The sequence below is a fragment of the [Pseudomonas] carboxydohydrogena genome (assembly GCF_029030725.1).
GTDB classification, from domain to species: domain Bacteria; phylum Pseudomonadota; class Alphaproteobacteria; order Rhizobiales; family Xanthobacteraceae; genus Afipia; species Afipia carboxydohydrogena.
Map to the genome: position 1 here is coordinate 1,374,912 of NZ_CP113162.1, position 24,733 is coordinate 1,399,644.

The 24,733-nt window shown below is 64.0% G+C and carries 27 protein-coding genes and 1 tRNA gene; 19 read left to right on the forward strand and 9 right to left on the reverse strand.

Going from position 1 to position 24,733, the window contains the following annotated elements; genetic code table 11:
- Positions 1-14 precede the first annotated feature (14 nt).
- Both rplQ and AFIC_RS06780 read left to right on the forward strand, forming a co-directional pair.
- Complete coding sequence (rplQ, locus tag AFIC_RS06775) at positions 15-434, forward strand: 50S ribosomal protein L17 (RefSeq protein WP_275248362.1); 420 nt, start codon at positions 15-17, stop codon at positions 432-434.
- 230 nt (positions 435-664) lie between these two features.
- Positions 665-1,459 (forward strand): SDR family NAD(P)-dependent oxidoreductase, encoded by a 795-nt coding sequence (locus tag AFIC_RS06780; RefSeq protein ID WP_275248363.1) that lies wholly within the window; start codon positions 665-667, stop codon positions 1,457-1,459.
- Positions 1,460-1,558: 99 nt separating this feature from the next.
- On the opposite strand, the gene AFIC_RS06785 is transcribed toward AFIC_RS06780, so the two are convergent.
- The gene (locus AFIC_RS06785) at positions 1,559-2,569 is read right to left on the reverse strand and encodes a zinc-binding alcohol dehydrogenase family protein (protein ID WP_275248364.1); all 1,011 of its coding nucleotides are present in this window, start codon (positions 2,567-2,569) and stop codon (positions 1,559-1,561) included.
- A gap of 152 nt (positions 2,570-2,721) precedes the next feature.
- On the opposite strand from AFIC_RS06785, the gene AFIC_RS06790 reads away from it, so the two are divergent.
- The 9 genes from AFIC_RS06790 to AFIC_RS06830 all read left to right on the forward strand — a co-directional run bounded on the left by AFIC_RS06790 (position 2,722) and on the right by AFIC_RS06830 (position 10,845).
- Positions 2,722-3,105: a winged helix-turn-helix transcriptional regulator gene (locus AFIC_RS06790; RefSeq protein ID WP_275248365.1), complete on the forward strand. Its 384-nt coding sequence runs from the start codon at positions 2,722-2,724 to the stop codon at positions 3,103-3,105.
- Positions 3,106-3,175: 70 nt separating this feature from the next.
- Positions 3,176-4,576, forward strand: a complete 1,401-nt coding sequence (locus AFIC_RS06795; protein ID WP_275248366.1) for a DegQ family serine endoprotease — start codon at positions 3,176-3,178, stop codon at positions 4,574-4,576.
- A 31-nt stretch (positions 4,577-4,607) separates the two neighbouring features.
- The gene (locus tag AFIC_RS06800; RefSeq protein ID WP_275248367.1) at positions 4,608-5,939 is read left to right on the forward strand and encodes a replication-associated recombination protein A; all 1,332 of its coding nucleotides are present in this window, start codon (positions 4,608-4,610) and stop codon (positions 5,937-5,939) included.
- Positions 5,936-7,174 (forward strand): RluA family pseudouridine synthase, encoded by a 1,239-nt coding sequence (locus AFIC_RS06805; RefSeq protein ID WP_275248368.1) that lies wholly within the window; start codon positions 5,936-5,938, stop codon positions 7,172-7,174. The genes AFIC_RS06800 and AFIC_RS06805 overlap by 4 nt, the downstream gene beginning before the upstream one ends.
- Before the next feature lie 8 nt (positions 7,175-7,182).
- A complete protein-coding gene (locus AFIC_RS06810; RefSeq protein ID WP_275248369.1) occupies positions 7,183-7,542 on the forward strand; it encodes a hypothetical protein in 360 nt (119 codons plus the stop codon).
- Positions 7,543-7,556: 14 nt separating this feature from the next.
- Positions 7,557-8,333, forward strand: a complete 777-nt coding sequence (locus AFIC_RS06815) for an ATP12 family chaperone protein (RefSeq protein ID WP_275248370.1) — start codon at positions 7,557-7,559, stop codon at positions 8,331-8,333.
- A 56-nt stretch (positions 8,334-8,389) separates the two neighbouring features.
- Entirely contained in the window at positions 8,390-10,063 is a 1,674-nt protein-coding gene (fliK, locus tag AFIC_RS06820; RefSeq protein ID WP_275248371.1) for a flagellar hook-length control protein FliK, read from the forward strand.
- Positions 10,060-10,335, forward strand: a complete 276-nt coding sequence (locus AFIC_RS06825) for an EscU/YscU/HrcU family type III secretion system export apparatus switch protein (RefSeq protein ID WP_275248372.1) — start codon at positions 10,060-10,062, stop codon at positions 10,333-10,335. Before fliK ends, AFIC_RS06825 begins: the two co-directional genes overlap by 4 nt.
- Before the next feature lie 192 nt (positions 10,336-10,527).
- Entirely contained in the window at positions 10,528-10,845 is a 318-nt protein-coding gene (locus AFIC_RS06830; RefSeq protein WP_275248373.1) for a twin-arginine translocation signal domain-containing protein, read from the forward strand.
- A gap of 44 nt (positions 10,846-10,889) precedes the next feature.
- Here AFIC_RS06830 and AFIC_RS06835 read toward each other — a convergent pair whose 3' ends face one another.
- Entirely contained in the window at positions 10,890-11,750 is an 861-nt protein-coding gene (locus AFIC_RS06835; protein ID WP_275248374.1) for a hypothetical protein, read from the reverse strand.
- Positions 11,751-11,869: 119 nt separating this feature from the next.
- Here AFIC_RS06835 and AFIC_RS06840 point away from each other — a divergent pair, with 119 nt between their 5' ends.
- The gene (locus AFIC_RS06840) at positions 11,870-12,691 is read left to right on the forward strand and encodes an isocitrate lyase/PEP mutase family protein (RefSeq protein ID WP_275248375.1); all 822 of its coding nucleotides are present in this window, start codon (positions 11,870-11,872) and stop codon (positions 12,689-12,691) included.
- A gap of 32 nt (positions 12,692-12,723) precedes the next feature.
- On the opposite strand, the gene AFIC_RS06845 is transcribed toward AFIC_RS06840, so the two are convergent.
- Positions 12,724-13,131, reverse strand: a complete 408-nt coding sequence (locus tag AFIC_RS06845; RefSeq protein ID WP_275248376.1) for a M23 peptidase family protein — start codon at positions 13,129-13,131, stop codon at positions 12,724-12,726.
- Positions 13,132-13,303: 172 nt separating this feature from the next.
- Here AFIC_RS06845 and AFIC_RS06850 point away from each other — a divergent pair, with 172 nt between their 5' ends.
- On the forward strand, positions 13,304-14,233 hold the full coding sequence (locus AFIC_RS06850) for a dihydrodipicolinate synthase family protein (protein ID WP_275248377.1): 930 nt from the start codon (positions 13,304-13,306) through the stop codon (positions 14,231-14,233).
- A 15-nt stretch (positions 14,234-14,248) separates the two neighbouring features.
- Here the strand turns inward: AFIC_RS06850 and AFIC_RS06855 are convergent, their stop codons facing one another.
- Both AFIC_RS06855 and tcuC read right to left on the reverse strand, forming a co-directional pair.
- Positions 14,249-14,446, reverse strand: a complete 198-nt coding sequence (locus tag AFIC_RS06855; RefSeq protein ID WP_009341000.1) for a DUF3606 domain-containing protein — start codon at positions 14,444-14,446, stop codon at positions 14,249-14,251.
- A 124-nt stretch (positions 14,447-14,570) separates the two neighbouring features.
- On the reverse strand, positions 14,571-15,863 hold the full coding sequence (gene tcuC, locus AFIC_RS06860) for an MFS transporter (RefSeq protein ID WP_275248378.1): 1,293 nt from the start codon (positions 15,861-15,863) through the stop codon (positions 14,571-14,573).
- A 180-nt stretch (positions 15,864-16,043) separates the two neighbouring features.
- Between tcuC and AFIC_RS06865 the strand changes: the two genes are divergently transcribed.
- From AFIC_RS06865 to AFIC_RS06880, 4 genes are all read left to right on the forward strand, one after another.
- A tRNA-Arg gene (locus AFIC_RS06865) sits at positions 16,044-16,120 on the forward strand.
- 185 nt (positions 16,121-16,305) lie between these two features.
- Positions 16,306-17,292, forward strand: a complete 987-nt coding sequence (locus tag AFIC_RS06870) for a Bug family tripartite tricarboxylate transporter substrate binding protein (RefSeq protein WP_275248379.1) — start codon at positions 16,306-16,308, stop codon at positions 17,290-17,292.
- Positions 17,289-17,789 carry a tripartite tricarboxylate transporter TctB family protein gene (locus AFIC_RS06875; protein ID WP_275248380.1) on the forward strand — a complete coding sequence of 167 codons (501 nt, stop codon included), beginning with the start codon at positions 17,289-17,291 and terminating at the stop codon, positions 17,787-17,789. The genes AFIC_RS06870 and AFIC_RS06875 overlap by 4 nt, the downstream gene beginning before the upstream one ends.
- Positions 17,790-17,812: 23 nt before the next feature.
- Positions 17,813-19,312, forward strand: coding sequence for a tripartite tricarboxylate transporter permease (locus AFIC_RS06880; RefSeq protein ID WP_275248381.1), 1,500 nt, complete (start codon positions 17,813-17,815; stop codon positions 19,310-19,312).
- A 19-nt stretch (positions 19,313-19,331) separates the two neighbouring features.
- Here AFIC_RS06880 and AFIC_RS06885 read toward each other — a convergent pair whose 3' ends face one another.
- A complete protein-coding gene (locus AFIC_RS06885) occupies positions 19,332-19,601 on the reverse strand; it encodes a PilZ domain-containing protein (protein ID WP_275248382.1) in 270 nt (89 codons plus the stop codon).
- A 278-nt stretch (positions 19,602-19,879) separates the two neighbouring features.
- Between AFIC_RS06885 and AFIC_RS06890 the strand changes: the two genes are divergently transcribed.
- Positions 19,880-20,326 (forward strand): hypothetical protein, encoded by a 447-nt coding sequence (locus tag AFIC_RS06890; protein WP_275248383.1) that lies wholly within the window; start codon positions 19,880-19,882, stop codon positions 20,324-20,326.
- 6 nt (positions 20,327-20,332) lie between these two features.
- Here the strand turns inward: AFIC_RS06890 and AFIC_RS06895 are convergent, their stop codons facing one another.
- Complete coding sequence (locus AFIC_RS06895) at positions 20,333-20,977, reverse strand: MliC family protein (RefSeq protein WP_275248384.1); 645 nt, start codon at positions 20,975-20,977, stop codon at positions 20,333-20,335.
- A gap of 66 nt (positions 20,978-21,043) precedes the next feature.
- Positions 21,044-22,171, reverse strand: coding sequence for an S-(hydroxymethyl)glutathione dehydrogenase/class III alcohol dehydrogenase (locus AFIC_RS06900; protein WP_275248385.1), 1,128 nt, complete (start codon positions 22,169-22,171; stop codon positions 21,044-21,046).
- Between the two features lie 110 nt (positions 22,172-22,281).
- Between AFIC_RS06900 and AFIC_RS06905 the strand changes: the two genes are divergently transcribed.
- Positions 22,282-23,181: a DMT family transporter gene (locus AFIC_RS06905; protein WP_275248386.1), complete on the forward strand. Its 900-nt coding sequence runs from the start codon at positions 22,282-22,284 to the stop codon at positions 23,179-23,181.
- On the opposite strand, the gene AFIC_RS06910 is transcribed toward AFIC_RS06905, so the two are convergent.
- Positions 23,178-24,632: a cryptochrome/photolyase family protein gene (locus tag AFIC_RS06910; RefSeq protein ID WP_275248387.1), complete on the reverse strand. Its 1,455-nt coding sequence runs from the start codon at positions 24,630-24,632 to the stop codon at positions 23,178-23,180. The genes AFIC_RS06905 and AFIC_RS06910 overlap by 4 nt on opposite strands.
- Positions 24,633-24,733: the final 101 nt, after the last annotated feature.

The following is a 24,733-nucleotide window of genomic DNA, read 5'->3' on the forward strand; positions in this document are numbered from 1 at the left end:
TTGAGGACTAGATTATGCGTCACGGAAAAGTTCATCGTAAGCTCAACCGCACGGCGGAACACCGCAAGGCGATGTTCGCTAATATGGCGGCGGCTCTCATCAAGCACGAGCAGATCGTTACCACGCTGCCGAAGGCGAAGGAGCTTCGCCCGATCGTCGAGAAGCTGGTCACGCTCGGCAAGAAGGGCGGCCTTTCGCTGCGCCGTCAGGCCATCAGCGAGCTGCGCGACCACGATCAGGTCAAGAAGCTGTTCGACGTGCTGGCTGCCCGTTACAAGGACCGCCAGGGCGGTTACACCCGCATCATCAAGGCTGGCTTCCGCTACGGCGACAACGCGCCGATGGCGGTGATCGAGTTCGTCGATCGCGACGTCGATGCCAAGGGTCAGGATTCCGGCCCGGTGCAGGAAAAGGCCGAGTCCGAGGCGGCGTAAGAGCTGTCCGTCATTCCGGACGGCGCGAAGCGGCGATCCGGAATCTCGACAATACAATTTCTGGATTCCGGGTTCGCGCTGCGCGCGCCCCGGAATGACAACAGGAAAACGATCAGCGGCGCTTCGGCGCCGCTTTTTTTGTGCGCGTCGCTATCGACACTTTTCCGCGAACGCGGTGGCGATCTGCATAAGCCGCGACCATATCCATGGGAAACCACCAGGAGACGGGCATGAAAATCGATCTGTCAGGTACCACCGCTCTCGTCACCGGCTCGACCGGCGGCATCGGTCACGCCATCGCCAAGGGGCTCGCGGGAGCAGGGGCCGATGTCATCGTCAACGGCCGCAGCCAGGCCAAGGTCGATCAGGCCATCGCCTCCATCGGCAAGGTTGCGCCCTCGGCGAAAGTGCGCGGGGTGGCGGCCGATGTCTCCACCGCGGAGGGCTGCGCGGCGCTCGTGAAGGCCGTGCCGCGGGTCGATATTCTCATCAACAACGCCGGCATCTTCGAGCCGAAGCCGTTCTTCGATATTCCCGACGAGGACTGGCATCGGTTCTTCAACGTCAACGTCATGTCGGGCGTGCGGCTGTCGCGGGCCTATATGCCGGGCATGCTGGAGAAGAACTGGGGCCGCATCGTCTTCATCGCGTCCGAATCCGCGATCATGATTCCTAAGGAGATGATCCACTACGGCATGACCAAGACCGCGCAATTGTCGATCTCGCGCGGACTGGCCGAGATGACCAAGGGCACCGCCGTGACGGTGAATGCGGTGATGCCGGGGCCGACGATGTCGGAGGGCGTCGAGACTTTCGTGGCGGATCTCGCCAAGCAGAACGGCCAGTCGGTCGAGACGGCTGCGGCGAGCTTCATCAGGGAGCACCGCCCGTCGTCGCTGATCCAGCGGTTCGCAACCGTGGACGAGGTCGCCAACATGGTGGTCTATGTGGCGTCGCGCGAAGCCTCCATCACCAACGGCGCCGCGCTTCGCGCCGAAGGCGGGCTGGTGCCGACGATCGCCTGACGGATCGGTTGGATCAGGTCTCCACCGTAACGCACTGACCTGTCGTGGCCGGATTTGTTCCGGCCAGCATCCATCCGCAAAGGCCCCGCCTTGCCGGTGCTACCACCCCTCCAGCACGATCTTGCCGATGGACTTGCCGCTTTCGATGGTGGCGTGGGCGGCCCGCAGGTTCGTGGCGTTGATTTTGCCGAACACCTTGTCGAGCGTGGTCTTGATCTCGCCCGCGTCGATCATGTCGGCGATGCGGTTGAGCAATACGCGCTGCTCGGCCATGTCTGGCGTCTGGAATTTCGTGCGTGCGAACATCGATTCCAGCCGCAGCGAGGCCGCTTTGGCCTTGAGCGTGGCGACATCCAGCGGCCCCGTATCGTCGATCACCCCGATTGCGCCTTGCGGTTCGACAATGTCGGACAGGGCAGGGAAGTGCATGTCGGTATTGGTGAGGCTCGCGATCCAGGCCACCGGCGGCAGGTTCAGCTTCGCGACCTGCTCCTTCATCGGTCTGGAATGGTCGATGACGTGATGCGCGCCGAGGTCGAGGCACCACTGGATGGTTTCAGGGCGCGAGGCGGTGGCGATCACGGTGAGGCCGGTGAACCTGCGCGCGAGCTGGATCGCGATCGAACCGACGCCGCCCGCGCCGCCGATGATGAGCAGCGTGCGATTGTCATTTTTGCTCTGGGCGATGCCCATCCGCTCGAACAGCAATTCCCATGCGGTCAGCGATGTCAGGGGCAGGGCGGCGGCTTCCGCGAACGACAGGATGCGCGGCTTGCGGCCGACGATGCGCTCATCGACGATATGAAATTCGGAGTTGGCCCCCTGCCGGATGACCGAGCCCGCGTAAAACACCTCGTCGCCCGGCTGGAACAGCGTCACCTCGGAGCCGGCGGCATCGACGATGCCCGCCGCGTCGTAACCCAGAATCTTGTACTCGCCGGAAGGCGGCGCGGTGCGCTTGCGTACCTTCGTGTCGATCGGATTGACCGACACCGCCTTGACCGCGACGCGGATGTCGCGCGGGCCCGGCTCGGGCTTCGGCACGTCGCAGTCGAGCAGGGAGCGCTCGTCCTCGATCGGTAGGGATTGCTGGTATCCGACGGCCTTCATGCGGTCTCTCCGCTATGGTCTGAGGTGTCTCCGCATAAGGGGACCAAAGGACAGAATTTGCAAGTACTGTCGAAAATGTGAGATAGTATCAGGAATGATACCATTGATGCGCGGATGCTTGCTCCGGCAAGCCGCGAGGGTGAGGCGAGGACATGAAGCGTAAGGATAGCGAGCCGGAGGCGAAATGCTCGGTGGAAATCACGCTCGGGCTGATCGACGGCAAGTGGAAGGGCGTGATCCTGTTTCATTTGCAGGAGGGGCTGCTGCGGTTCGGCGAGTTGCGCCGCAAGATGCCGCGCATCACCCAGCGGATGCTGACCAAGCAGTTGCGCGCGCTGGAGGAGGACGGGTTGATTACGCGCACCGTGTACCCCGAGGTGCCGCCCCGCGTGGAATATGCCTTGTCGCCGACCGGCCAGCGGCTTCGCCCGGTCATCGATGCCCTGCGGGCCTGGGGCATCGAGCACAAGGCGCGGCTGGAGGCGGCCGGCGCAGCCTCGCAAAAACCCAAAATCCCCCGCAAACGTGCGGCCTGACGGAATTCTCCGGCTCGCCTGCCGTGCGAAGCCTCTTTATATCGATGTCCATTCACAGCGGAATTCATGCATGATCGTTTCTCGTCTCCTCGGTCTGGCTGCCCTTTCATTCGCGACCCTCATGGCCGCGCCCGTTGTCGCGCAGGACCGGGTGGTGCCGTCCTCGATGAATCAGTTGCGGCTGTCCTATGCGCCGATCGTGCAGCATGTGCAGCCCGCGGTGGTGAACGTCTATGCCGCCAAGATCGTGCAGAACCGCAATCCGCTGCTGGACGATCCGATTTTCCGCCGCTTCTTCGGCGTGCCCGGCGGCCAGCAGGAGCAGATGCAGCGCTCGCTCGGCTCGGGCGTGCTGGTGGATTCCTCCGGCCTCGTGGTGACGAACAATCACGTCATCGAGGGCGCGGATCAGGTCAAGGTGTCGCTCGCCGACAAGCGCGAGTTCGAGGCCGAGATCGTTCTGAAAGACAGCCGCACCGATCTTGCGGTGCTGCGCCTCAAGGACACGCATGAGAAATTCCCCACCCTCGACCTCGCCAATTCCGATGAATTGCAGGTCGGCGACGTGGTGCTCGCGATCGGCAACCCCTTCGGCGTCGGCCAGACGGTGACGCACGGCATCGTCTCGGCGCTGGCGCGCACGCAGGTCGGCATCACCGATTATCAGTTCTTCATCCAGACCGACGCCGCGATCAATCCCGGCAATTCCGGCGGCGCGCTGGTGGATATGAATGGCAAGCTCGTCGGTCTCAACACCGCGATCTTCTCGCGCTCGGGCGGCTCGCAGGGCATCGGCTTCGCCATTCCGGCGAACATGGTGCGGGTGGTGGTGGCCTCCGCCAAGAGCGGCGGCAAGGCGGTGCGGCGTCCGTGGCTCGGCGCGCGGTTGCAGGCGGTGACGCCCGAGATCGCCGAAACGCTCGGCCTGCCGCGCCCGAGCGGCGCGCTGGTGACGAACATTGCCCCGAACAGCCCTGCGGCGAAGGCGGGCATGAAGGTCTCCGATCTGATCGTGTCGATCGACGGACAGGCTGTCGATGATCCCAACGGGTTCGACTATCGCTTCGCCACGCGGCCGCTCGGCGGCACGGCGCAAGTGGATGTGCGGCGGCAGAACGTGGTGATCAAGCTCAAGGTGCCGCTGGAAGTCGCGCCCGACACCGGCCGCGACGAGATCGAGCTGAAGTCGCGTTCGCCGTTCCAGGGCGCGCGGGTCGCCAACATCTCGCCGGCGGTTGCCGATGAACTGCGGCTGGATTCCAACGTCGAGGGCGTCGTCGTCGTCTCGGTGGGAGAAAATGGTCTGGCGTCCAATGTCGGCTTTCAGAAAGGCGACATCATCACCGCCGTGAACGGCAAGACCATCGCCAAAACCAGCGATCTGGAGCAGGCGACCGGCGAACCGGCGCGGCTCTGGCGCATTACCATCATTCGCGGCGGCCAGCGCATCAACGTCACGCTGGGCGGCTAACGGCGAAGCCGAGAGAGCAGGCAGGTTCTTCATGAACGCAAAGCGCGCCGCACCATCCGCGAATCTCTTTGCCGCCGCTGGCCTCGAGCAGGACGCGCCGCGTCCGCTGCCGGAGAAATTGCGGCCGCATGCGCTCGCCGATGTCGTGGGGCAGGACCACATTCTCGGTCCTGACGGTGCGCTGACGCGCATGCTGGAGACGCGGACGCTCGGCTCGCTGGTGTTCTGGGGTCCGCCCGGTACCGGCAAGACCACGGTGGCGCGGCTGTTGGCGGACGCGACCGAACTGCATTTCGAGCAGATTTCGGCGGTGTTTTCCGGCGTCGCCGACCTCAAGAAAGTGTTCGACGCCGCCCGCGCGCGCCGCGAGACCGGCAAGGGCACGCTGCTCTTTGTTGACGAGGTGCATCGCTTCAACCGCGCGCAGCAGGACTCATTCCTGCCGGTGATGGAAGACGGCACCGTGGTGCTGGTCGGCGCGACCACGGAAAATCCCTCGTTCGAGCTCAACGCGGCGCTGCTATCTCGCGCGCGCGTGCTGGTGTTTCATTCGCTCGACGATACGGCGATCGAAAAGCTCTATGCGCGGGCGGAAGAGATCGAGGGCAGGGCGTTGCCGCTCGACGCCGAGGCGCGCGCCGTGCTGGTGCGGATGGCGGACGGCGACGGCCGCGCGGCGCTGACGCTCGCGGAAGAAGTCTGGCGCGCCGCTCGCGCGGACGAGGTTTTCGATGCGGTGCAGTTGCAGGAGATTCTGCAACGCCGCGCGCCGATCTACGACAAGTCCGCCGATGGTCACTACAACCTGATCTCGGCGCTGCATAAATCCGTGCGCGGCTCGGATCCCGATGCCTCTCTCTATTATCTCGCGCGCATGCTCGATGCGGGCGAGGACCCCTTGTATCTGGCGCGGCGCGTGGTGCGGATGGCGGTGGAGGACATCGGCATGGCGGACCCGCAGGCGCTCGTCGTCGCGAACGCCGCGAAGGACGCCTATGATTTTCTCGGGAGCCCCGAGGGCGAACTCGCCATCGCGCAGGCCGTGGTCTATGTCGCGACCGCGCCGAAATCGAATGCCTCCTACAAGGCTTTCGGCGCGGCGATGCGTACGGCGAAACAGGCGGGTTCGCTGTTGCCGCCCAAGCATATCCTCAATGCGCCGACCAAGCTGATGAAGGCCGAAAACTACGGCGAGGGCTACGAATACGACCACGACACACAGGAAGGTTTTTCCGGGCAGGACTATTTCCCGGAGGCGCTTGGCCGCCAGACCTTCTACAATCCGCCCGAGCGCGGCTTTGAGCGCGAGATTCGCAAACGCCTCGATTACTGGGCGAAACTGAGAAAAGACAAATCGTCATGAGCCGGCGTTTCCGCAAACCCCTCGAAAAGAAATCGGTGCGCGAGGCCAGGAAGGGCGAGAAGCGGGGCGAGAAGCGCGGCAAGCCGCCTTTCGCCAAGAAAGCTTCGGACAAGCGCGGCCCGGCACAGCGCGCATTCGAGAAGACGGACGCTCGGTTCGGCGATCAAAAGCCGCGTCGTCCGGCGAAGCCTGCAAACGAGGCATTTCCCGAAGTTCGTGAGGAGAAACCTGCTGCGCCCTTGCCGACCAAGGTGCAGACTGTCGTTGTCACCGCCGACGAGAACAACATGCGGGTCGATCGCTTTCTCGAAGCGCGGTTTCCGGGGCTGTCGTTCTCCCATATCCAGCGCATCGTCCGGAAAGGCGAGTTGCGCGTCAACGGCAAGCGCGCCGACAGCAAGGACCGTCTTGAGGAAGGCCAGAGCGTACGCATTCCGCCGCTCAAGCTCGACGCGCCGAAGACCGGTGGCAACCTTTCCGAAGCCGCCACCAAGACGCTCGAAGAATTGCGCAAGATGATCCTGTTCGAGGATGCCGACGTCATGGTGCTGAACAAGCCCGCAGGCTTGGCCGTGCAGGGCGGCTCCGGGCTGTCGCGTCATGTCGATGGCATGCTGGAGGTGATGCGCGATGCCAAGGGCCAGCGGCCGCGCCTCGTGCATCGGCTTGATCGCGAAACTTCCGGCTGCCTCCTGATTGCCAAGACGCGCTTTGCCGCATCGGTGCTGACCGGCTCGTTCCGTCATCGCTCGGCGCGCAAGATTTACTGGGCGCTGGTCGCGGGCGTACCGAAGCCGAAGCAGGGCCGAATCTCGACCTATCTCGCCAAGGAAGAGAACGAGGAAGATTCGATCATGCGCATCGCGGAGCATGGCGACGAGGGCGCGGCCCATGCCGTGACTTATTACGCGGTGGTCGAGGCCTCCGCCCAGAAGCTCGCCTGGGTGTCGCTCAAACCGGTCACAGGCCGCACGCATCAGTTGCGCGCGCACATGGCGCATATCGATCACGCCATCGTCGGCGATCCGAAATATTTCAACAAGGAGAACTGGCAGCTTCCCGGCGGGTTGCAGAAGCGGCTGCATCTTCTGGCGCGCCGCATCGTCATCCCGCATCCGCGCGGCGGGGTGATCGACGTCACCGCGCCGTTGCCGCCGCATATGCTGCAATCGTGGAATCTGCTCGGGTTAGAAGCCGACAGGTTCGATCCAATCGTGGATGCGCCGGAAGAATAGGGTGTTCCATGCGCAAGCTGGTTGCCATCTGCCTGCTGTGCGTCGCGCCGCTCGGCGCAACGGCATTCGCGCAGGTTTACACCACGCCCGGCGGCAGGGCGGTGCTTCCGCCGCCACCGGCTCCGCCGCCGCCACCGGCCATCACGGTGCCGCAGGTGCCGACCATGAATTCGCCGCCGCCGTTCGCTTTGCAGAACACGACGCCCGGCTATGTGCACGAAGGCAAGCCGCCAGCGCAGGTGCTTAAGCCGCAAAGGCGGGAGTCGTTCGACCGACGCATCTCGCGCTGCCTCGATGAAGGTGCGGCGATGGGGCTCGGTCCCGGCGAGCGTTCGGCCTATTCCCGCAATTGCGCCCACCAGCGATAGAAAGACGTTTTCAGATGCGTGAACTGTTCGACGAGGCCCACGGCCATTCGCCGCTCGATCCGCGAGAGGCCTCGCGCAAATCCTCGACCACGCCATTGCGCAAGCGCTTCTACGAGAGCGCGGGCGTTGCCGAAACGCCGGAGGGTTTCGCCGTCACGCTCGATGGCAAGCAGGTGCGCACGCCCGGCAAACGGATGCTTGCCGCTCCCGTGCGCGAGGTGGCCGAGGCGATAGCGGCGGAGTGGGGCGCGCAGGTTGACGTGATCGACCCCATGTCGATGCCGGTGACGCGGCTCGCCAACAGCACCATCGACGGCGTTGCCAACGATGTCGCGGCGGTGCGCGACGACATCGCGAAATATTTCGACACCGATCTCTTGTTCTATCGCGCGAGCTTTCCCGAGGAACTCATTGCCCGGCAAGCCGAACATTGGGACCCGGTGCTGCGCTGGCTGGCGGATGAATTGGGCGCGCATTTCATCCTCGCCGAGGGTGTGATGCATGTGAAGCAACCGGATAAAGCCGTTCAAGCGGTGCGTCAGGCTCTGCCCGAAACTCCCTGGGCGGTCGCTGCAATGCATGTGGTGACGACGATCACCGGCTCGGCGCTGCTTGCGCTGGCGTTGTATCGCAAGGCGCTGACGCCGGATCAGGTCTGGGCGGCGGCGCATGTCGATGAGGACTGGAACAGCCAGCAATGGGGCGCGGACGACGAAGTCATGCAGCGCTGGGCCCAGCGGCGGCGCGATTTCGATGCCGCCGTGAAAGTACTGGCGGCGGTTCCGCGCTAGTTAACGAGACCTTAACGACGCGAGGCTAGCGTAGGCGCCGAATTCGCGGAGCGCCCATGGCTATCAGCCTCAATCCGATCACGCCGGTGATTGCCGCCGATGCAGCCTCGCCTTCGGTGACGCTGCAACCCGGCAGCGTGATCGACGCCAAGGTGTTGCAGGTTCTGGCGAACGATTTCGTCCGCATCGCCGTGGCTTCGCTCGCGATCGAGGTGGCCTCCGAAGTGCCGTTGCAGGCCGGGCAGACGCTGCAACTCGCCGTGTCGCAGACGCCGGACGGCGTGCGGTTGCAGATCGTGCCGCAGGGCGCCAATACGCCTTCTTCTACGCAACCGGCCACGCTGGTCAGCCCGTCGATCGCGCCGAATGCTTCTTTGCCTGCTAGCGATGCTCAGTCGGTCTCCGTCACCCGGCCGCTGACGCCGCTCGAGGTGGTGGCAGTCGCCAAGGCGTTGCAGTCCGCCGCGGGGCAGCAGGGCAGCCTGTCGCCGCTGTTCGCCAATCTCACGGTGGCGGCGACATCCGATCAGGTGCCGCAGGTGTTGCAGCAGGCCGCGAGTTCGCTGCTGGCGGGCCGCCCGGCGTTGACTGAAAATCTGAGCGGCGACGATATCGCGACCGCGTTCCGGCAATCCGGTCTGTTCCACGAACAATCGCAGACACAGGCGACGGCAGCGCCAGCCGCTGTCTCAACGAATGCAGCCGCTGCGCCGGATCTCAAGGCCGCGCTGATCGTGTTCAGGCAGATTCTCGGCTCATGGCTTGGCGGCGCTGCGCAGCCGCCGTCCGATGAAGCCGCCGCGCCGGGGCAATTCGCGCAGCAGGGGCAGGCGCGCGCGCAGGCCGAGATCGCCGCGCCTTCGATCGCGCCCGCGGCGGCTCCGGCGGCGGAAGCTGAGGAGATCATGCTGCCCGGTGCGGTGGTTTCGGTGAAGGGTGAGGTTGAGGTCGAGGATCTCGGCGATCCCTTCGTCGCCATGCGGGCCGCTTCATCCGCGCTTCCCGGCAAGGATGGCGTGGCCATGACGAACGATCCCTTGCAGATGATCCTGCGCGCGTTTCCGAAAGGCGTGCAGGATGCGGTGATGTCCCAGCTCGCGGAGGAGGGCGTGTCGCTCGCACAATCCGCAGCGGCGGGCCATGCCGCCTCTGCGGATGCCGATGGCGTGCCTCCGCCGTTCCGGGGCGCCGCGACATCGGCGCAACCCGCCGTGCCGCCGACAATCGATCATCGCACGCCGCCCGATGCGGTGGCGCATCGTCTGCTCGACGACACCGATGCCGCTCTCGCGCGCCAGACTTTGTTGCAGATCGCGTCGTTGCCGGATCAGGCGGCGCACGCCAAATTCGATCCGACGGCGCGCTGGAATTTCGAGGTGCCTTTCGCAACCCCGCAGGGCACGGCGGTAGCGCAATTTGAAATCTCGCGCGATGGTGGCGGTGAGAATGCGTCCACGGAAGCGCCGGGCCGGGTCTGGCGCGCGCGTTTTTCCATCGATCTCGAACCGGCGGGCCCGGTGCATGCGCAGGTGTCGCTCGCCGGAGAGCGCACGTCGGTGCGGATGTGGGCAGAGCGCGGCACGACCGCCGCGCGGCTGCGCGCCGAAGCGCCGCAACTCTCGCAGGCTCTGCGCGAAGCGGAACTGACGCCGGGCGATATTGTGATCGGCAACGGCGTGCCGCCCGCGCCCTCCGCGCCGAGCGGGCATTTTCTGGATCGCGCGCTATGACGACGAGCACCACCCCGATCCAGAACACGCTTGCGGTTGCGCTGCATTACGATCGCAAGGGCGCGCCGCGCGTCGTCGCCAAGGGCAAGGGCGAGATCGCGAAGAAGATCGTCGAGGTCGCGAGCGAGCATGGGGTCGCCATTCAGGAGAACGAGGTTCTCGCGGGCGCGCTCTCCAATGTCGAGATCGGCGACGAGATTCCGGCCGAACTCTACAGGGCGGTGGCGGAAGTCCTGATCTTTGTCATGCGACTGTCGGGAAAAATTCGTTAGAAATCGATCCATCAGAATTGAAACGGGTTTCTTCTCCGTCATTCCCGTGAAAGCGGGAATCCATTCTGGGACGACGAGGATCAAGCGCCAATTCCATGTAACCGGCCACGCATCGGGGGAACCGTTCAATTCAGGTGACGTTCATCCCGTGGCGGCGAAGCTCGCTGCTGGAGGCAACGAGAGGGATTGACCATGGAAAGACGTGACTTCCTGAAGATTGCTTTGGGTATCGCCGCGGGTGCCGTCGTGACCGCGAGTGCGGCGCAGGCCATGACGCCAGCGCCATCTCCCTTACCAAACACGCCGCCGCTTCCCGAAGCCGAGGCCAAACCGGCGGTCGCGACGTCGCAGGATGTCGAGGATGCCAAGGTGGAGAATGTGCAATGGCGTCATCGCCGCTGGCACCGCCATCACTGGCATCGCCGCCGTCACTGGGGCTGGCGCAGGAGGCATTGGCGTCACCGGCACTGGCGTCATCGGCATTGGCGCCGCCGTCACTATTATTATTGAGGTGAAGGGGCGGGAATTTCCCGCCCCGATCATTTCAGGGCCGTTCAGAGTTTCGGCGACGTCCCGGACGAGGTTTTTTGCGATGTGTTTTTTTCCGCCGCGAGCGCCTCGCTGTCGATCTTCGCGGCGCTTGCGATACGCTTGAAGTCGATCAGGGTGAAGACGGCCTTGCCGACGCGGTCCTTCGCCCCGCCGGGGGACAATGCAACGTCGAGAAGCGCGTCGCAGTTGGCGCTCTTTGTATCTCTGGCAAGCTGATCGAGCGATTTCTCCGGCTCGGCCTGAGCATGCTTCAGCACCGCGACGCAACTGCCACGACCGTTTGAATCATTGAGCGCAACGGCGGCCTTCGGATTGATCGGGTCGTTGAGCGCGGTCACGGCCCCCTCGGGCGTATACTTCTGCTTCACCGAGACGATTTTTCCACCCTTGTAGAAATAATACAGCCGGCCGTCTCCGATCGCGGTGGGCTTGCCGTATTTCTCGGTCACGCGCTGGATCATCTCCTGCTGCGTGGGCTGCTTGTCCCTGGCGAAGCCGAGATCGCGGGCGATGTAATAGGCGAAATTGCCGCTCGCGGGCGAGGTGAAGTGCGCCTCCATCGATTCCGCGCCATGGTCCTTGCTGGCGGGGGTATCGAATCTCATCAACGTGGCATAGGTCACGCCGGTGCTGCCGAACCTCTGCTGGGTGGCCTGCGGTTTGGCGTTCGGGAAATCCTTCAGATAGGCCTCGAACGCGCCGCCGACCTTCGCGGCGTCGTCGCTGCTGGAAATGCCGATGATATCGGGACGCAGTTTTCCGGAAAACGCGGTGTCCGGCGTTTTCGGCTTGATGTCATAGGCCATCGCCATGGAGGCCGCCGAGATCAGCGCCACACCCGCCAGCATCAATGATCGCAACATGAATCGCCCCAGTCCTGAAAGCCTTCCAAAAGCGCAGCGATTACGCCGAATCTTGCTGGCGGATGTCAACTGCGCATTCGCCATGATATAGCTCGGACAGACAGGGAGAGAGCACCGGAATGCCGATGTCGCTGGACCGCAAACGCACCATTTTCCGCCGTCTGCATGACAGCGGCTGTTTCGTTCTGCCCAATCCCTGGGATGTCGGCAGCGCCCGGCTGTTCGCCGCGATGGGTTTCAAGGCGCTCGCCTCCACCAGCTCCGGTTATGCGTGGTCGCAGGGACGGCCGGACAACAAGGTGACCTGCGAGGACGTCTTGTCGCATCTGTCGGTGCTGTGCGCGGCGACCGACCTGCCGGTGAACGCGGATTTCGAGAGCGGATTTGCCGAAACGCCGCAAGGGGTAGCCACCAATGTCCGCCGCTGCATCGAGACCGGCGTGGCCGGTCTCTCCATCGAAGATGCGACCGGCGATGCCCGCCAGCCGCTTTATGATTTTCATGAAGCCGTCGAGCGTGTCGTGGCCGCGCGCAGCGCCATCGACGCCAGCGGGCATGATGTGATGCTGATCGGTCGCTGTGAGGGCTTCCTCACGGGCGAGACCGATCTTGCCAAGGTGATCCGTCGTCTAGTGGCTTATTCCGAGGCTGGCGCGGAATGTCTGTATGCGCCCGGTGTCACCAAACGGGAGCAAGTCGCCGAAGTGGTGAAGGCGGTTGCGCCCAGGCCCGTGAACATCCTGATGGGCGCGCCGGGCCTGAGCGTGATGGAACTGGCGGAACTCGGCGTGCGGCGGATCAGCGTCGGCGGTGCGATGGCGCGCGCCGCATGGGGCGCGGTGCAACGCGCCGCGCATGAAATTCTGGAGAAGGGCGAGTTCGGCGAGTTCGCCCATGCCGCGAAGTACGCCGACCTCAACCGCCTGTTCGACGAAAAATAGACCCCGCCCCGGATGGGGCGGGGGTCTGGTGGTTACTCGCTGCCCGATTCACCGGCAGGTCCATTGCTGCCGGGCGCGGCATTACCCGGCGACGGGCTGGCCGCTGGCGGCGGCATGGTCTGAGGCGCCGGGGCAGGCGCCGAGCCCGTGGTCTGGCCCGGATTGCTGTTCGGAGACATCTTGCCTGGTGACGTCGTGCCGCTGGCTGTCGTCTGGGCCGGCGGATTGCTGGCGGAGTCGGTCGGCGAGGTGCTGTTCAATCCGTAAAGCACGACGCCGAGGATCGCGAGAACGGCAATGGCGAACAATGCAATTCGGCTGCCGCCCGCAGAGCCTTCCGCGAGTTCCGGATCGGCCTGCAATTCGTTGTCCAGTGTCTGACGGCGGCGCCATTCCTCCTGATTCCGCGCCAGATCGTTCGGATCCCGGTCAACAATCATGATTCATCTCCCTCGTTGATGACTTGAGAAGGCAACCACGCCGAAGGATGACAGTTCCTGATATCGTGACCTTTCCACTATTCGGATATGCGCAACCGGCGGGTTCCCCGGCCGTTCAAATGTGCTAACGCTTGGGAACCATCCTTCCTTTTCGAATTCTGCCGAGATCGCCATGAAACTTACTTCTGCCGCCAGCGGCACGTTCACCATTGCGCCCACGCCGTTCCACGATGACGGCCGGATCGATGAAGGCTCGATCGATCGCCTCAGCGATTTCTATGGCGAGGTCGGCTGCGCCGGTGTCACCGTCCTCGGCATTCTGGGCGAAGCGCCGAAGCTCGATGGCGAGGAATCCCTCGCGGTGGCGTCGCGCTTCATCAAGCGCGCGGGCAACAGGCAGGTGATCGTCGGCGTCTCCGCGCCGGGATTTGCCGCGATGCGTTCGCTCGCGCGCGGCGCGATGGATGCCGGTGCGGCGGCGGTGATGATCGCGCCGGTGCCGTCGCTGCGCACCGACGACCAGATCGTCACTTATTTCCGTCAGGCGGTTGAGGCGATCGGCGGCGACGTGCCATGGGTTTTGCAGGATTATCCGCTGACGCTGTCTGTTGTGATGACGCCTGCCGTCATCAAGCGCATCGTCTCCGAGAACCCGTCCTGCGTCATGCTCAAGCATGAGGACTGGCCGGGTCTCGAGAAGATCACCGCGCTGCGCAACTTCCAGAAGGACGGATCGCTGCGGCCGCTGTCGATCCTCACCGGCAATGGCGGATTGTTCCTCGATTTCGAGATGGAGCGGGGCGCGGACGGCGCGATGACGGGTTATGCGTTCCCCGACATGCTGGTCGATGTCGTGCGGCTGTCGAAGGACGGCAAGCGCGATGCGGCGCACGATCTGTTCGACGCGCACCTGCCGCTGGTGCGCTACGAGCAGCAGCAGGGCGTGGGTCTTGCGGTGCGCAAATATGTTCTGAAGAAGCGCGGCCTCTTGGCGTCCGATGCGCAACGCAAGCCGGGATCGAGCCTGACGCCCGCGGCGCGCTCCGAAGTCGATTATCTGCTGTCGCGGTTGGCGAGGTTCGACAAGCGCGCGGCGCTGTAGGCGGCGAGGCAGCCCTCAGGTGTTGAGGTGCTGGCGGATGGCGGCGACCGAAGGGCCGACCTTCGCGATCGCGTCGGCGAGATCCTGCGGCGAGACGTTGAGCCGGTAGGCCCAATAGCTCGTGGCATCCTTGTCGCTGGTGTCGATCGTGGCGGGCGCGCGCACGCCGATATTGGCGGCGAGCACATCAGCGACCTTGACGAGATGGATCATGGGCGGCCTCCGCCGGCAGGTTATGCCAGCGGAGCATGTTTCCGAACCCCGAATTGACGGTGGCGTTAAGGAACCGTTGCGCCTTTGCCCGAGGTTTATGGTTTGGTTCACGCCTGAGGTGCAATCAAGGCGCGACCGGACTGAGCACTTTGGCCTTTCGTCCGTAGATCAGCAGCGTGGCGGCAAGGCCGCAAACGGCGGCGGCTGTCATCCACATCGCGGGCGCGGCCTTGTCGCCGGTCAGTTCGATCAATGCGGTGGATACAGCGGGCGTGAAACCGCCGAACAATGCGGTCGCAAGGCTGTAGCACAGCGAGAAGCTGACGGTGCGCACGCTGGCGGGCACGACCTCCGTCAGCGCGACCACCATCGCGCCGTTGTAACTGCCGTACAGGAACGACAGCCAGAGTTCCACCTCCAGCATGCGGGCGAAGGATGGATTTGCGACCAGCCATGACATCGCGGGGTAGGCGGTCAGGATGGTCAGGATGGTGATTCCGGCTAAAATCGGCTTTCGTCCGATACGATCCGACAGCGCGCCCATGACCGGCAGCCAGAACAGGTTCGAGAGCGCGATCGCGAACGTCACGATCAGCGAGTCCGTGATCGAGAGCTTGAGGACGCTCTTGCCGAAGGTCGGGGTGTAGACGGTGATGAGATAGAACGACACCGTCGTCATCACCGCAAGCATCATGCCGAGAATGACGATGCGCCAGCTCGACGTCAGCGAGGCGAGGATTTCCTGTATGGTCGGGTGATGCGTGCGGGCGAGGAATTCTCCGGTCTCCTCCAGCTTGCGTCGGAGCACGAAGATGAAGGGCACGATCAGGGAACCGATCAGGAATGGGATGCGCCAGCCCCAGTCGTGGATCGCCTGCACCGCAAGCGTGCGGTTGAGCGTGTAGCCGATCAGGGCCGCGACGATGATGGCGACCTGCTGGCTGCCGGATTGCCAGGCGACATAGAAGCCCTTCTGGTTGGGCGGTGCGATCTCGGCGAGATAGACCGACACGCCGCCGAGTTCGACGCCGGCGGAAAAGCCTTGCAGCAGCCGGCCGATCAAAACAAGGAAGGGCGCAAGGATGCCGATGCTGGCGTAGCTCGGCGTGAAGGCGAGCAGCACGGTGCCGGCCGCCATGATCGACAGCGTGACGATCAGGCCGATTCGGCGACCGACCTTGTCGATATAGGCGCCGAGCACGATGGCGCCGAGCGGCCGCATCAGGAAGCCCGCGCCGAAAGTCATGAAGGTCGCGAGCAGCGAGGTGAATTCGTTGTGGGAGGGAAAGAAGGCCGCCGCGATGTAGGTGGCGTAAAATCCGAACAGGAAGAAATCGAACATCTCGAGGAAATTGCCGCTGGTGACGCGAAGGACGGCAACGGCCTTGGAGGAGGTGGGGTGATCCACGTGGGACATGGGGGATGATCCTGAACCTGAAGGCGGGCGCAAAGTCTGCGCTGGTTCAGAGTGCCCCACAAGCGGAATGATGTTCACGCTTGGCTGAACATCCACGGGAAGTTTCATCGCTCCGGGGCGGGTGGCGGTACCGCCCGCGCTTGCGCCCGCCGGGGGTCTAATTTACTACCGTGTACAGACGCGCTCCTAGCTCAGCTGGATAGAGCATCGGATTTCGATTCCGAGGGTCGGGAGTTCGAATCTCTCGGAGCGCGCCATCCGGCACTCATCAACAAGTCCGCCCGTGCCCACGATATGTCCTGCCAGTCGTGGCGCAGATAATCGTGCCGGCGGCCAAGCCTTTCTGGACAGCGGCGATTTTTCCGGCTAGATATAGCGGCGATATGTCGTGAGCACGTGATCCTGAACCGGAGACGGCGCGGTCGCGACAGGAGGAACACCCATGAAGTCTGGTCGAAACCCGACCCGGAGATATTTTCTTGGTGCTGTCGCCACCGTGGGTCTGGGAATTCTTGCGCTCCCGACCCATGCGCAGCAGCCGCTGGAACTGAAGATCATGGCGCCCGCCAATCCGGGCGGAGGCTGGGACCAGACCGCGCGTTCGATGCAGCAGGCACTGGTCGCGGCGGGCATCGCCCGCAGCGTGCAGGTTACCAATGTCGGCGGCGCAGGCGGTTCCGTCGGCATCGCGCAATTCGTCAATTCGGCGAAGGGCGACGGCAGCCAGTTGATGGTGAACGGCTTCGTCATGGTGGGCGCGCTGGCGATGAACAAGTCGCCGGTCACGCTCGATCAGGTGACGCCGATCGCGCGGCTCACCGACGAGTATCAGGTGATCGTCGTTCCGGCCAATTCGCCGATCAAGACCGTCAAGGATCTCGGGGATGCGCTGAAGGCGAACATCGCGAAGGTGACGTTCGCGGGCGGATCGGCGGGCGGCATCGATCACATCATGGCGGCGTTGCTCGCGGGTGCTGTGGGCGCCGATGCGGCCAAGGTGAATTACGTGCCGTTCTCCGGTGGCGGCGAGTCGCTCGCCGCGATCCTCGGCGGCAAGGTGACGGCGGGCATCTCCGGCTATAGCGAGTACGAAGGTCAGATCAAATCCGGCAAGCTCCGCGCCATCGGCATCACCTCGAGCGAACGGCGGCCCGGCATCGACATCCCGACCTTCAAGGAGCAGGGGATTGATCTCGTTCTGGCGAACTGGCGTTCGGTCGTCGCTCCGCCCGGAATCACGCCCGAGCAGAAGAAGGTTCTGGCGGACGCCATCGACCGTCTCGTGAAGTCGCAGGCGTGGAAGGAAGTGCTGGCCCAGAAAGGCTGGGAGGACGCCTATCTGCCCGGCGATGCGTTCGCCGATTTCCTGAAAAAGGAGACGGTGCGCGTGAACGGGGTTCTGAAGTCCATCGGCCTCGTGAAATCATGATGACGGACAGCGGCGCGCAGGAGACGACACCCGCGCGGCGCGGGGTGGATCGGGCAGGCGTCGCCATCGCCGCGGCGTTGGCATTGCTTGCAATGGTGCTCGTTGTCGATGCGATGGGCATTCAGGCGAATGTCACCTACGGCATGGGGCCCGAGGCGATCCCTCTCGTGATCGCGGCAGGTCTCGGCGTGCTGGCGATCGGCAATCTGGTCAACGCATTGCGTGGTGATTGTCCCGAGCGTGAGGACATGGACTTCCGTCCTGTCCTGCTTGTGCTTACGGGCCTCGCGGCGATGATCGCGATCATCGGCTGGGGCGGCGGATTCATTCCGGCGATGACCGTGCTGTTCGCGGCGACCTCCACGGCGTTTGGACGCCGCGCCATCCTCACCGATCTCGCCATCGGTTTCGTCATCGGCACCGTCATTTATATCGCCTTCAGCCGTCTTCTCACGCTCAGCCTTCCGGCGGGTCCGCTCGAACGCCTGCTTTTCTAGATCGTCAGCCAGAGGTTTTTGGGATGGATACATTCGCCGCGCTGGCTCACGGAATGGTCGTCGCCCTTCAGCCGATGAACCTCCTGTTCGCGCTGATCGGCGTATTCCTCGGCACGGCGGTCGGCGTGTTGCCGGGCATCGGCCCCGCGCTCACCGTCGCGCTGCTGCTGCCGGTGACCTACAAGCTCGATCCGGGCGGTTCACTGATCATGTTCGCGGGCATTTATTATGGCGGCATGTATGGCGGTTCGACCACGGCGATCCTCATCAACACGCCGGGCGAAAGCGCATCCATGGCGACGGCGCTCGAGGGCAACAAGATGGCCAAGGCCGGGCGCGGCGGCCCGGCGCTGGCGACAGCGGCGATCGGGTCGTTCGTGGCGGGCACGCTGGCGACCATCGGTCTCGCGTTCGTCGCGCCTTACCTCGTGGACATCGCGGTCAAGTTCGGGCCGGAGGATTACTTTGCCCTGATGGTGGTGGCGTTCGTCACCGTCTCGGCGACGTTCGGCGACTCGCCGGTGCGTGGACTGACGAGCCTGTTCATTGGTCTCACGCTCGGCCTTGTCGGCATCGACAAACTCACCGGGCAGCCGCGTCTGGCGTTCGGCGTGCCGGAATTGCTCGACGGCGTCGAGGTGACGACGCTCGCGGTCGGCCTGTTCGCGGTCGGCGAGGCGCTCTACGTCGTTTCGCGGCGGCATCAGGCCGAGGAGAAGGTCGAGGCCGTGCGCGGCTCGCTCTGGATGACCAGGGAAGACTGGAAGCGTTCGTGGAAGCCGTGGCTGCGCGGCTTCGGCTTCGGTTTCCCCATCGGCGCGCTACCTGCGGGCGGGGCGGAGATTCCGACCTTCCTGTCCTATTCGGCCGAGCGCCGTCTGACCGCGCATCCCGAGGAGTTCGGCAAGGGCGCGATCGAAGGCGTGGCGGGACCGGAGGCCGCGAACAACGCTTCCGCCGCCGGCACGCTGGTGCCGCTGTTGACGCTCGGCCTGCCGACATCGGCGACGGCGGCGATGATGCTGGCGGGCTTCCAGCAATATGGATTGAATCCGGGGCCGCTGTTGTTCGCGGAACGGCCCGATCTGGTGTGGGGCCTGATCGCGAGCCTGTTCATCGCCAACACGATGCTCCTGGTGCTGAACCTGCCGCTGGTCGGCCTCTGGGTCCGGTTGCTGGCGATCCCGCAGCCATGGCTCTACGCGGGCATTCTCGTGTTCGCGACCATGGGCACGATTGCGGCGAAGCCTTCGGTGGTCGAACTGACCATGCTCACTGGCTTCGGCGTGATGGGCTTTCTGATGCGGCGCTACGATTTCCCGATCGCGCCCGTGGTGGTGGGATTGATCCTCGGCCCGCTCGCGGAAAGCCAGTTGCGGCGCGCGCTGTCGATCAGCCTCGGCGATCCGGTGACGCTGGTGCAAAGCCCGATCTCGGCGACGCTGCTCGGCGTCGCCCTGATCGCCTTGATCGCGCCGTTCGTGTTGAAGAACATGAGCCGCTTCAAGGCGACCGAGGACTAGCGGTCGCGGACAGCCGTGTTCAGAGCGCCGCCTGAACGAACTCCACGCCGATCTCGTTGCCGCGCTGCCAGACGAGACGGCAGGGGGTGAGCTTGCGTACGTCCTTGGTCATCGCGAGCGCGATCCTGCTGCCGAGCTTGCCGCCGTTTTCCACGGCGAGACGTGCGCCGGTCGCGGACAGATCGACAATGGTGCATGGCCGCTTGGCGAAGCCGCCATCGAGTGTCAGCCAGACTCCCATCTGGGTTTTGTGACGCGTCTTGCGCGCCTCTCGTTTGAAAACGGCCATCGCTTCCTCCCTTGTCATTCAAGGTCACCGGGAATCTCTACCATGTGGAACTTTCTGAAAATTTGATCCAAAAGCCGGGTTAATCCGCAACACAGATACCTTTCGTTAAGCAAGCCCCGGTGGCACTTGGACGTAGGCTGGAAATTTCCCCAGCGTTTTCATGGCCCTGTATTCCTTGCGGCAAGCAGGCATGATTAACGGAATGCAAACACACTCCCGCCAGAGTCCTGTCGTCATTTGCCGTGGCGTTCGCACGGCGGGGTGGAATCGTTTCCTTGATGCGTGGTCTGTCGGGTCTGGTTTTGGCGGTCGTTGCCGCGGGCGTGGTGCCTGCGCACGCGACGTTGCGCATCACGCGCGATCACGGCGGTTACGTCGAGGAATACAAGGCCAAGTACGAGCGTATCCGCGCCAAGGGCGAGCGCGTCGTCATCGACGGCATCTGCAATTCCGCCTGCACGCTGGTGTTCGGCATCGTGCCGAACAGCAAGATCTGCGTGACGCCGCGCGCCAGCATCGGGCTACACGAGGCCTATTACGACAAGTCCTTCACCTTCGGCATCAAGGTCACGAGCGTGGAGGGGACATCGGAATTGATGTCGTACTACCCGCAGCCGGTGAAGGACTGGATTCGCCGCAACGGCGGACTCACCACCACCATGAAGAAGATCAGGAACGGGCCGGATCTGTGGAAGATCGCCGATCCATGCCCTGAGGATTTCTGAACCGTCCTATTTGCCGGCGGGCGTCATCGTGCAACTCATGTCCCTGCCGCCCGGCAATGCAATCTGCGCGGCATTGCCCTTGTTCCACAGCCGGGCCTGGCCTTTCGGATATTGCGCTTCATAACGCGCGCCGGACCCCGACAGCGCCTGCTTCAGGACGATGGCGTCCTTCCGGCCCGCGACATAGGCATAGCTGGGCTTGCTGTTCACGAAGACCACGGTCAGCGATGCGTTGCCGTTGTCGCATTCGGCGTTGAACGGCCCGAGACTGATACCGGCTTTTGCCGCCCGTGCGGTAGGTGAATCGGCGCGCAACGCGCTGATCCGGCCGACATAGGAGTCCGCGAGGCATCGCTCTCTGTCTGTCGAAGACAGGCATTCGTTGCGCTGCTTGAGCCAGTTGTCCTGATCCTTGAGGATGTTCGGCTGCGAGACGCTGGCGTCCTCACGTGTCAGTGTCAGAACGCGGGTGGTTTCGCGGTCGAGCATGGCAAGCGTTGGGTTGCCGCAGACGATCTTCTCGATCCGCGTATTCGCCTTGGCGCAGTCGAATCCGGCGGGGCTGGCTTCGGCGGATTGCGCATGAGCAAGCGTGCCGCCGAGAGCAAAACAAAAAACCGGGACTATCGCGCAGGCGAGGGCAGGTTTCATGCTCATTGTCCTGTAGCTACCGCGGAATTTCATTCGTGTGATAACGCATAACCGGGACGATGGGTCCTAGAACGTCACCACGCCGCGAATCGATTCGCCCCGTTTCATCAGGTCGAACGCCTTGTTGATGTCGGTGAGCGGCATCACGTGGGTGATCATCGGATCGATCTGGATCTTGCCCTGCATGTACCAGTCGACGATCTTCGGCACGTCGGTGCGTCCGCGCGCGCCGCCGAAGGCGGTGCCCTTCCAGACGCGGCCGGTCACGAGCTGGAACGGGCGCGTCGAGATTTCCGCGCCTGCGGGGGCGACGCCGATCACGATCGACTGGCCCCAGCCGCGATGGCAGGATTCCAGCGCCTGCCGCATCACCGTGACATTGCCGGTGCAGTCGAACGTATAATCCGCGCCGCCGATCTGGTCCGCGCCGGATTTCGTCATGTCAACGAGATAGGGCACGAGGTCCTTGCCGATCTCTTTCGGGTTGACGAAATGCGTCATGCCGAAGCGTTCGCCCCACGCCTTGCGGTCGTTGTTGAGATCGACGCCGATGATCATGTCGGCGCCCGCGAGCCGCAGCCCTTGCAGCACGTTGAGCCCGATGCCGCCGAGGCCGAACACGATGGCCTTCGCGCCTTGCTCCACCTTGGCGGTGTTGATGACCGCGCCGATGCCGGTGGTGACGCCGCAGCCGATATAACAGACCTTGTCGAAGGGCGCGTCCTCGCGGATTTTGGCGACCGCGATTTCCGGCAGCACGGTGTAGTTCGCGAATGTCGAGGTGCCCATGTAGTGATGCACCGGCTTGCCTTGAAACGAGAAGCGCGAGGTGCCGTCCGGCATCAGGCCCTGACCCTGTGTCGCGCGGATCGCGGTACAGAGGTTGGTCTTGCGCGACAGACACGAGGGGCACTGGCGGCATTCCGGCGTGTAGAGCGGAATGACGTGGTCGCCCTTCTTCACGCTGGTCACACCCTTGCCGACATCGACGACGATGCCCGCGCCTTCATGGCCGAGGATGGCGGGAAACAGCCCCTCGGGGTCCGCGCCCGACAGCGTGAATTCGTCGGTGTGGCAGATGCCGGTCGCCTTGATCTCGACCATGACCTCGCCCTCGCGCGGGCCTTCGAGCTGCACGGTGACGATATCCAGCGGTTTGCCGGGAGCGGTGGCGAGAGCGGCGCGAACGTCCATGGTGAGTGATCCTTGAAAACAACAGGTGACGCTTTTGTTACGCGGGGACCGTGCGCCCCGCATATTGATTGATTGCGCCCCAGCATAGGTTCGGGCAATCAGAACGGCAAATGAAAGAGAGATGGGACGATCTGGCCGCGCGCGCGGCGCCGGCGGTATTTGTCGTGCTGTGGAGCTCGGGCTTCATCGGCACGAAGTATGCCGTCTCGGGCGCGGAGCCCTTGACCTTCCTCACCATCCGCATGGCCTATGTCGTGGTGCTGCTCGCGATCATCATCGCGATCTGGCGGCCGAAATGGCCGAGCCCGAGGGAAGCCGCGCACAGCGCGGTGGCGGGCCTGCTGATCCACGGGTTCTATCTCGCGGGCGTCTCCTTTGCGATCTACCATCATGTGCCCGCCGGCCTGTCGGCGCTGATTCCGGGATTGCAGCCGATCCTCACCTCGACGCTCGCCAACCGCTGGCTCGGCGAGCGCGTGACGCCGCTGCAATGGGGCGGGCTGCTGCTCGGCCTCGTCGGCGTGCTGCTGGTGCTGAAATCCCGCCCGATGGCGGGCGAGATCGGGTGGGGCTGGTTCGCGACCTGCGTGGCGCTGGTCAGCATCACCATCGGCACGCTGTATCAGAAACGCTTCTGCGGCAATATCGACTGGCGCACCGGCAACACCATCCAGTTCGTTACCAGCGGCATTCTCTATGCCATCGGCGCGTGGCTGTTCGAGACGCGCGTTGTGAACTGGAGCGCGGAATTCATCCTCGGCGTGAGCTGGCTCGTGGTCGCGCTGTCGATCGGCTCGATCAGCGTGCTGTACTGGCTGATCCGGCGCGCGGCGGCGACGCAGGTCGCGAGCCTGTTTTATCTCGTGCCCGCGACCACGGCGCTGATGGCGTTCGTGCTGTTCAACGAGCGGCTGGATGTTCTCGGCATCATCGGCATGGCGATCTGCGCGGCCGGCGTGTTTCTGGTGAACAAGCCTGAACCGAAACCGGAAGTCTCGCCGGGAAGCTAGTCTCGCGTTTTACGATAGGCCGCCAGCGCGCGTTCGCGCGCGGCCTTGTGATCGACGATCGGCGCGGGATACGTCTTGCCGAGCGTGACGCCAGCGGCTGCAAGCTCCATCGGCGTTGCCTCCCAGGGCTTGTGGATCAGCGGAGGCGGCAGCTTCGCAAGCTCCGGCACCCAGTGCGCGACATAGGCGCCGTCCGGATCGAATTTCTCGCCCTGTAAAATCGGATTGAAGATGCGGAAGTAGGGTGCCGCATCCGCGCCGCAGCCCGCGACCCATTGCCAGTTGCCGGGATTACTGCCGGGGTCGGCATCGACCAGCGTATCCCAGAACCATTTTTCGCCGTCGCGCCAGTCGAGCAGGAGATGCTTCACCAGAAACGACGCCGTCACCATGCGGATGCGGTTCTGCATAGCGCCGGTATGCCAAAGCTCGCGCATGCCCGCATCGACGATGGGATAGCCGGTGCGGCCTTGCTGCCATGCGCGCAACGCTTTCGTATCGCGCCGCCACGGAAAATCGTCGAACGCGGATTGCAGATTGCGCCGGTGCAGATCGGGATGATCGAACAGCAGGTGGCGGCAGAATTCCCGCCAGCCGAGTTCGGACAGGAATTTCTCTACGTCGCGGGACAGCGCGGGATGTCGTTCGGCGGCGAAGCGCGCGGCATGGAAAACCTGTCGCGGCGAGATTTCGCCGAACCGCAGATGCGGCGACAGATGCGAGGCGTGATCCTTTTCCGGAAAATCGCGGCCCTCGGCATAGCCCTTGATCGCGCCGTCGAGAAAATCGTGCAGCCGCTCGTGCGCGCCAGTCTCTCCCGGCGTCCATGTTTCCCTGAAGCCGCCCGCCCAGTCGGGGCGCGCGGGTTCGAGTTGCCAGTCTTTCAAACTCTCGTTCTTGAGCGATGTCACAGGCGTCGGCAGTTTCTTGATCGCGGCGAGCGGGCGGGGCGGCTGGCCTTGCGCCCGCACGCGCTTCCAGAACGGCGTGAACACGCGAAGGCCGTTGCCTTCCTTGTTGCGGATGCTTTGCGGAGACGCGAGCAGATCGCTCGCGCTGACATGCGTCTCGACACCGATCTCATTCAGAGTCTTGGCGACGTCGCGGGCGCATGCAGTATCCGCCGGGATCTCGCTGTCGATCCAGAACACCGCCTTTGCACGTGTCTCGCGCGCAAGCTGCGGCAGAATCTCACGCGCATCGCCCTTGCGCAGTACAAGGTGCTGGCCGAGCTCTTTCAGGTCCGCATCCAGCGCGCGCAGCGAATTCGCCAGCCACCATTTCGCGGCTGCGCCGGGCGAGCGGTGACCGTGCTTTCCGGTCTCCGTATCGTCGAGGATATAAAGACAGATCAGCGTCGCCCCCGCATCCCGTGCCGCGATCAGCGCGGCATGATCGGACAGGCGCAGATCGTCGCGAAACCAGACGATGACGGGCGAGGATACATTCATCGAATGTCCGGTCTGGGGCGTGGACAGGAACGGCATCTCGTCTTTTAACGCGCCAGACAAAAAAGGAGCGCCCTGGCGCTCCTTTTTCCCCGTCTATTGAA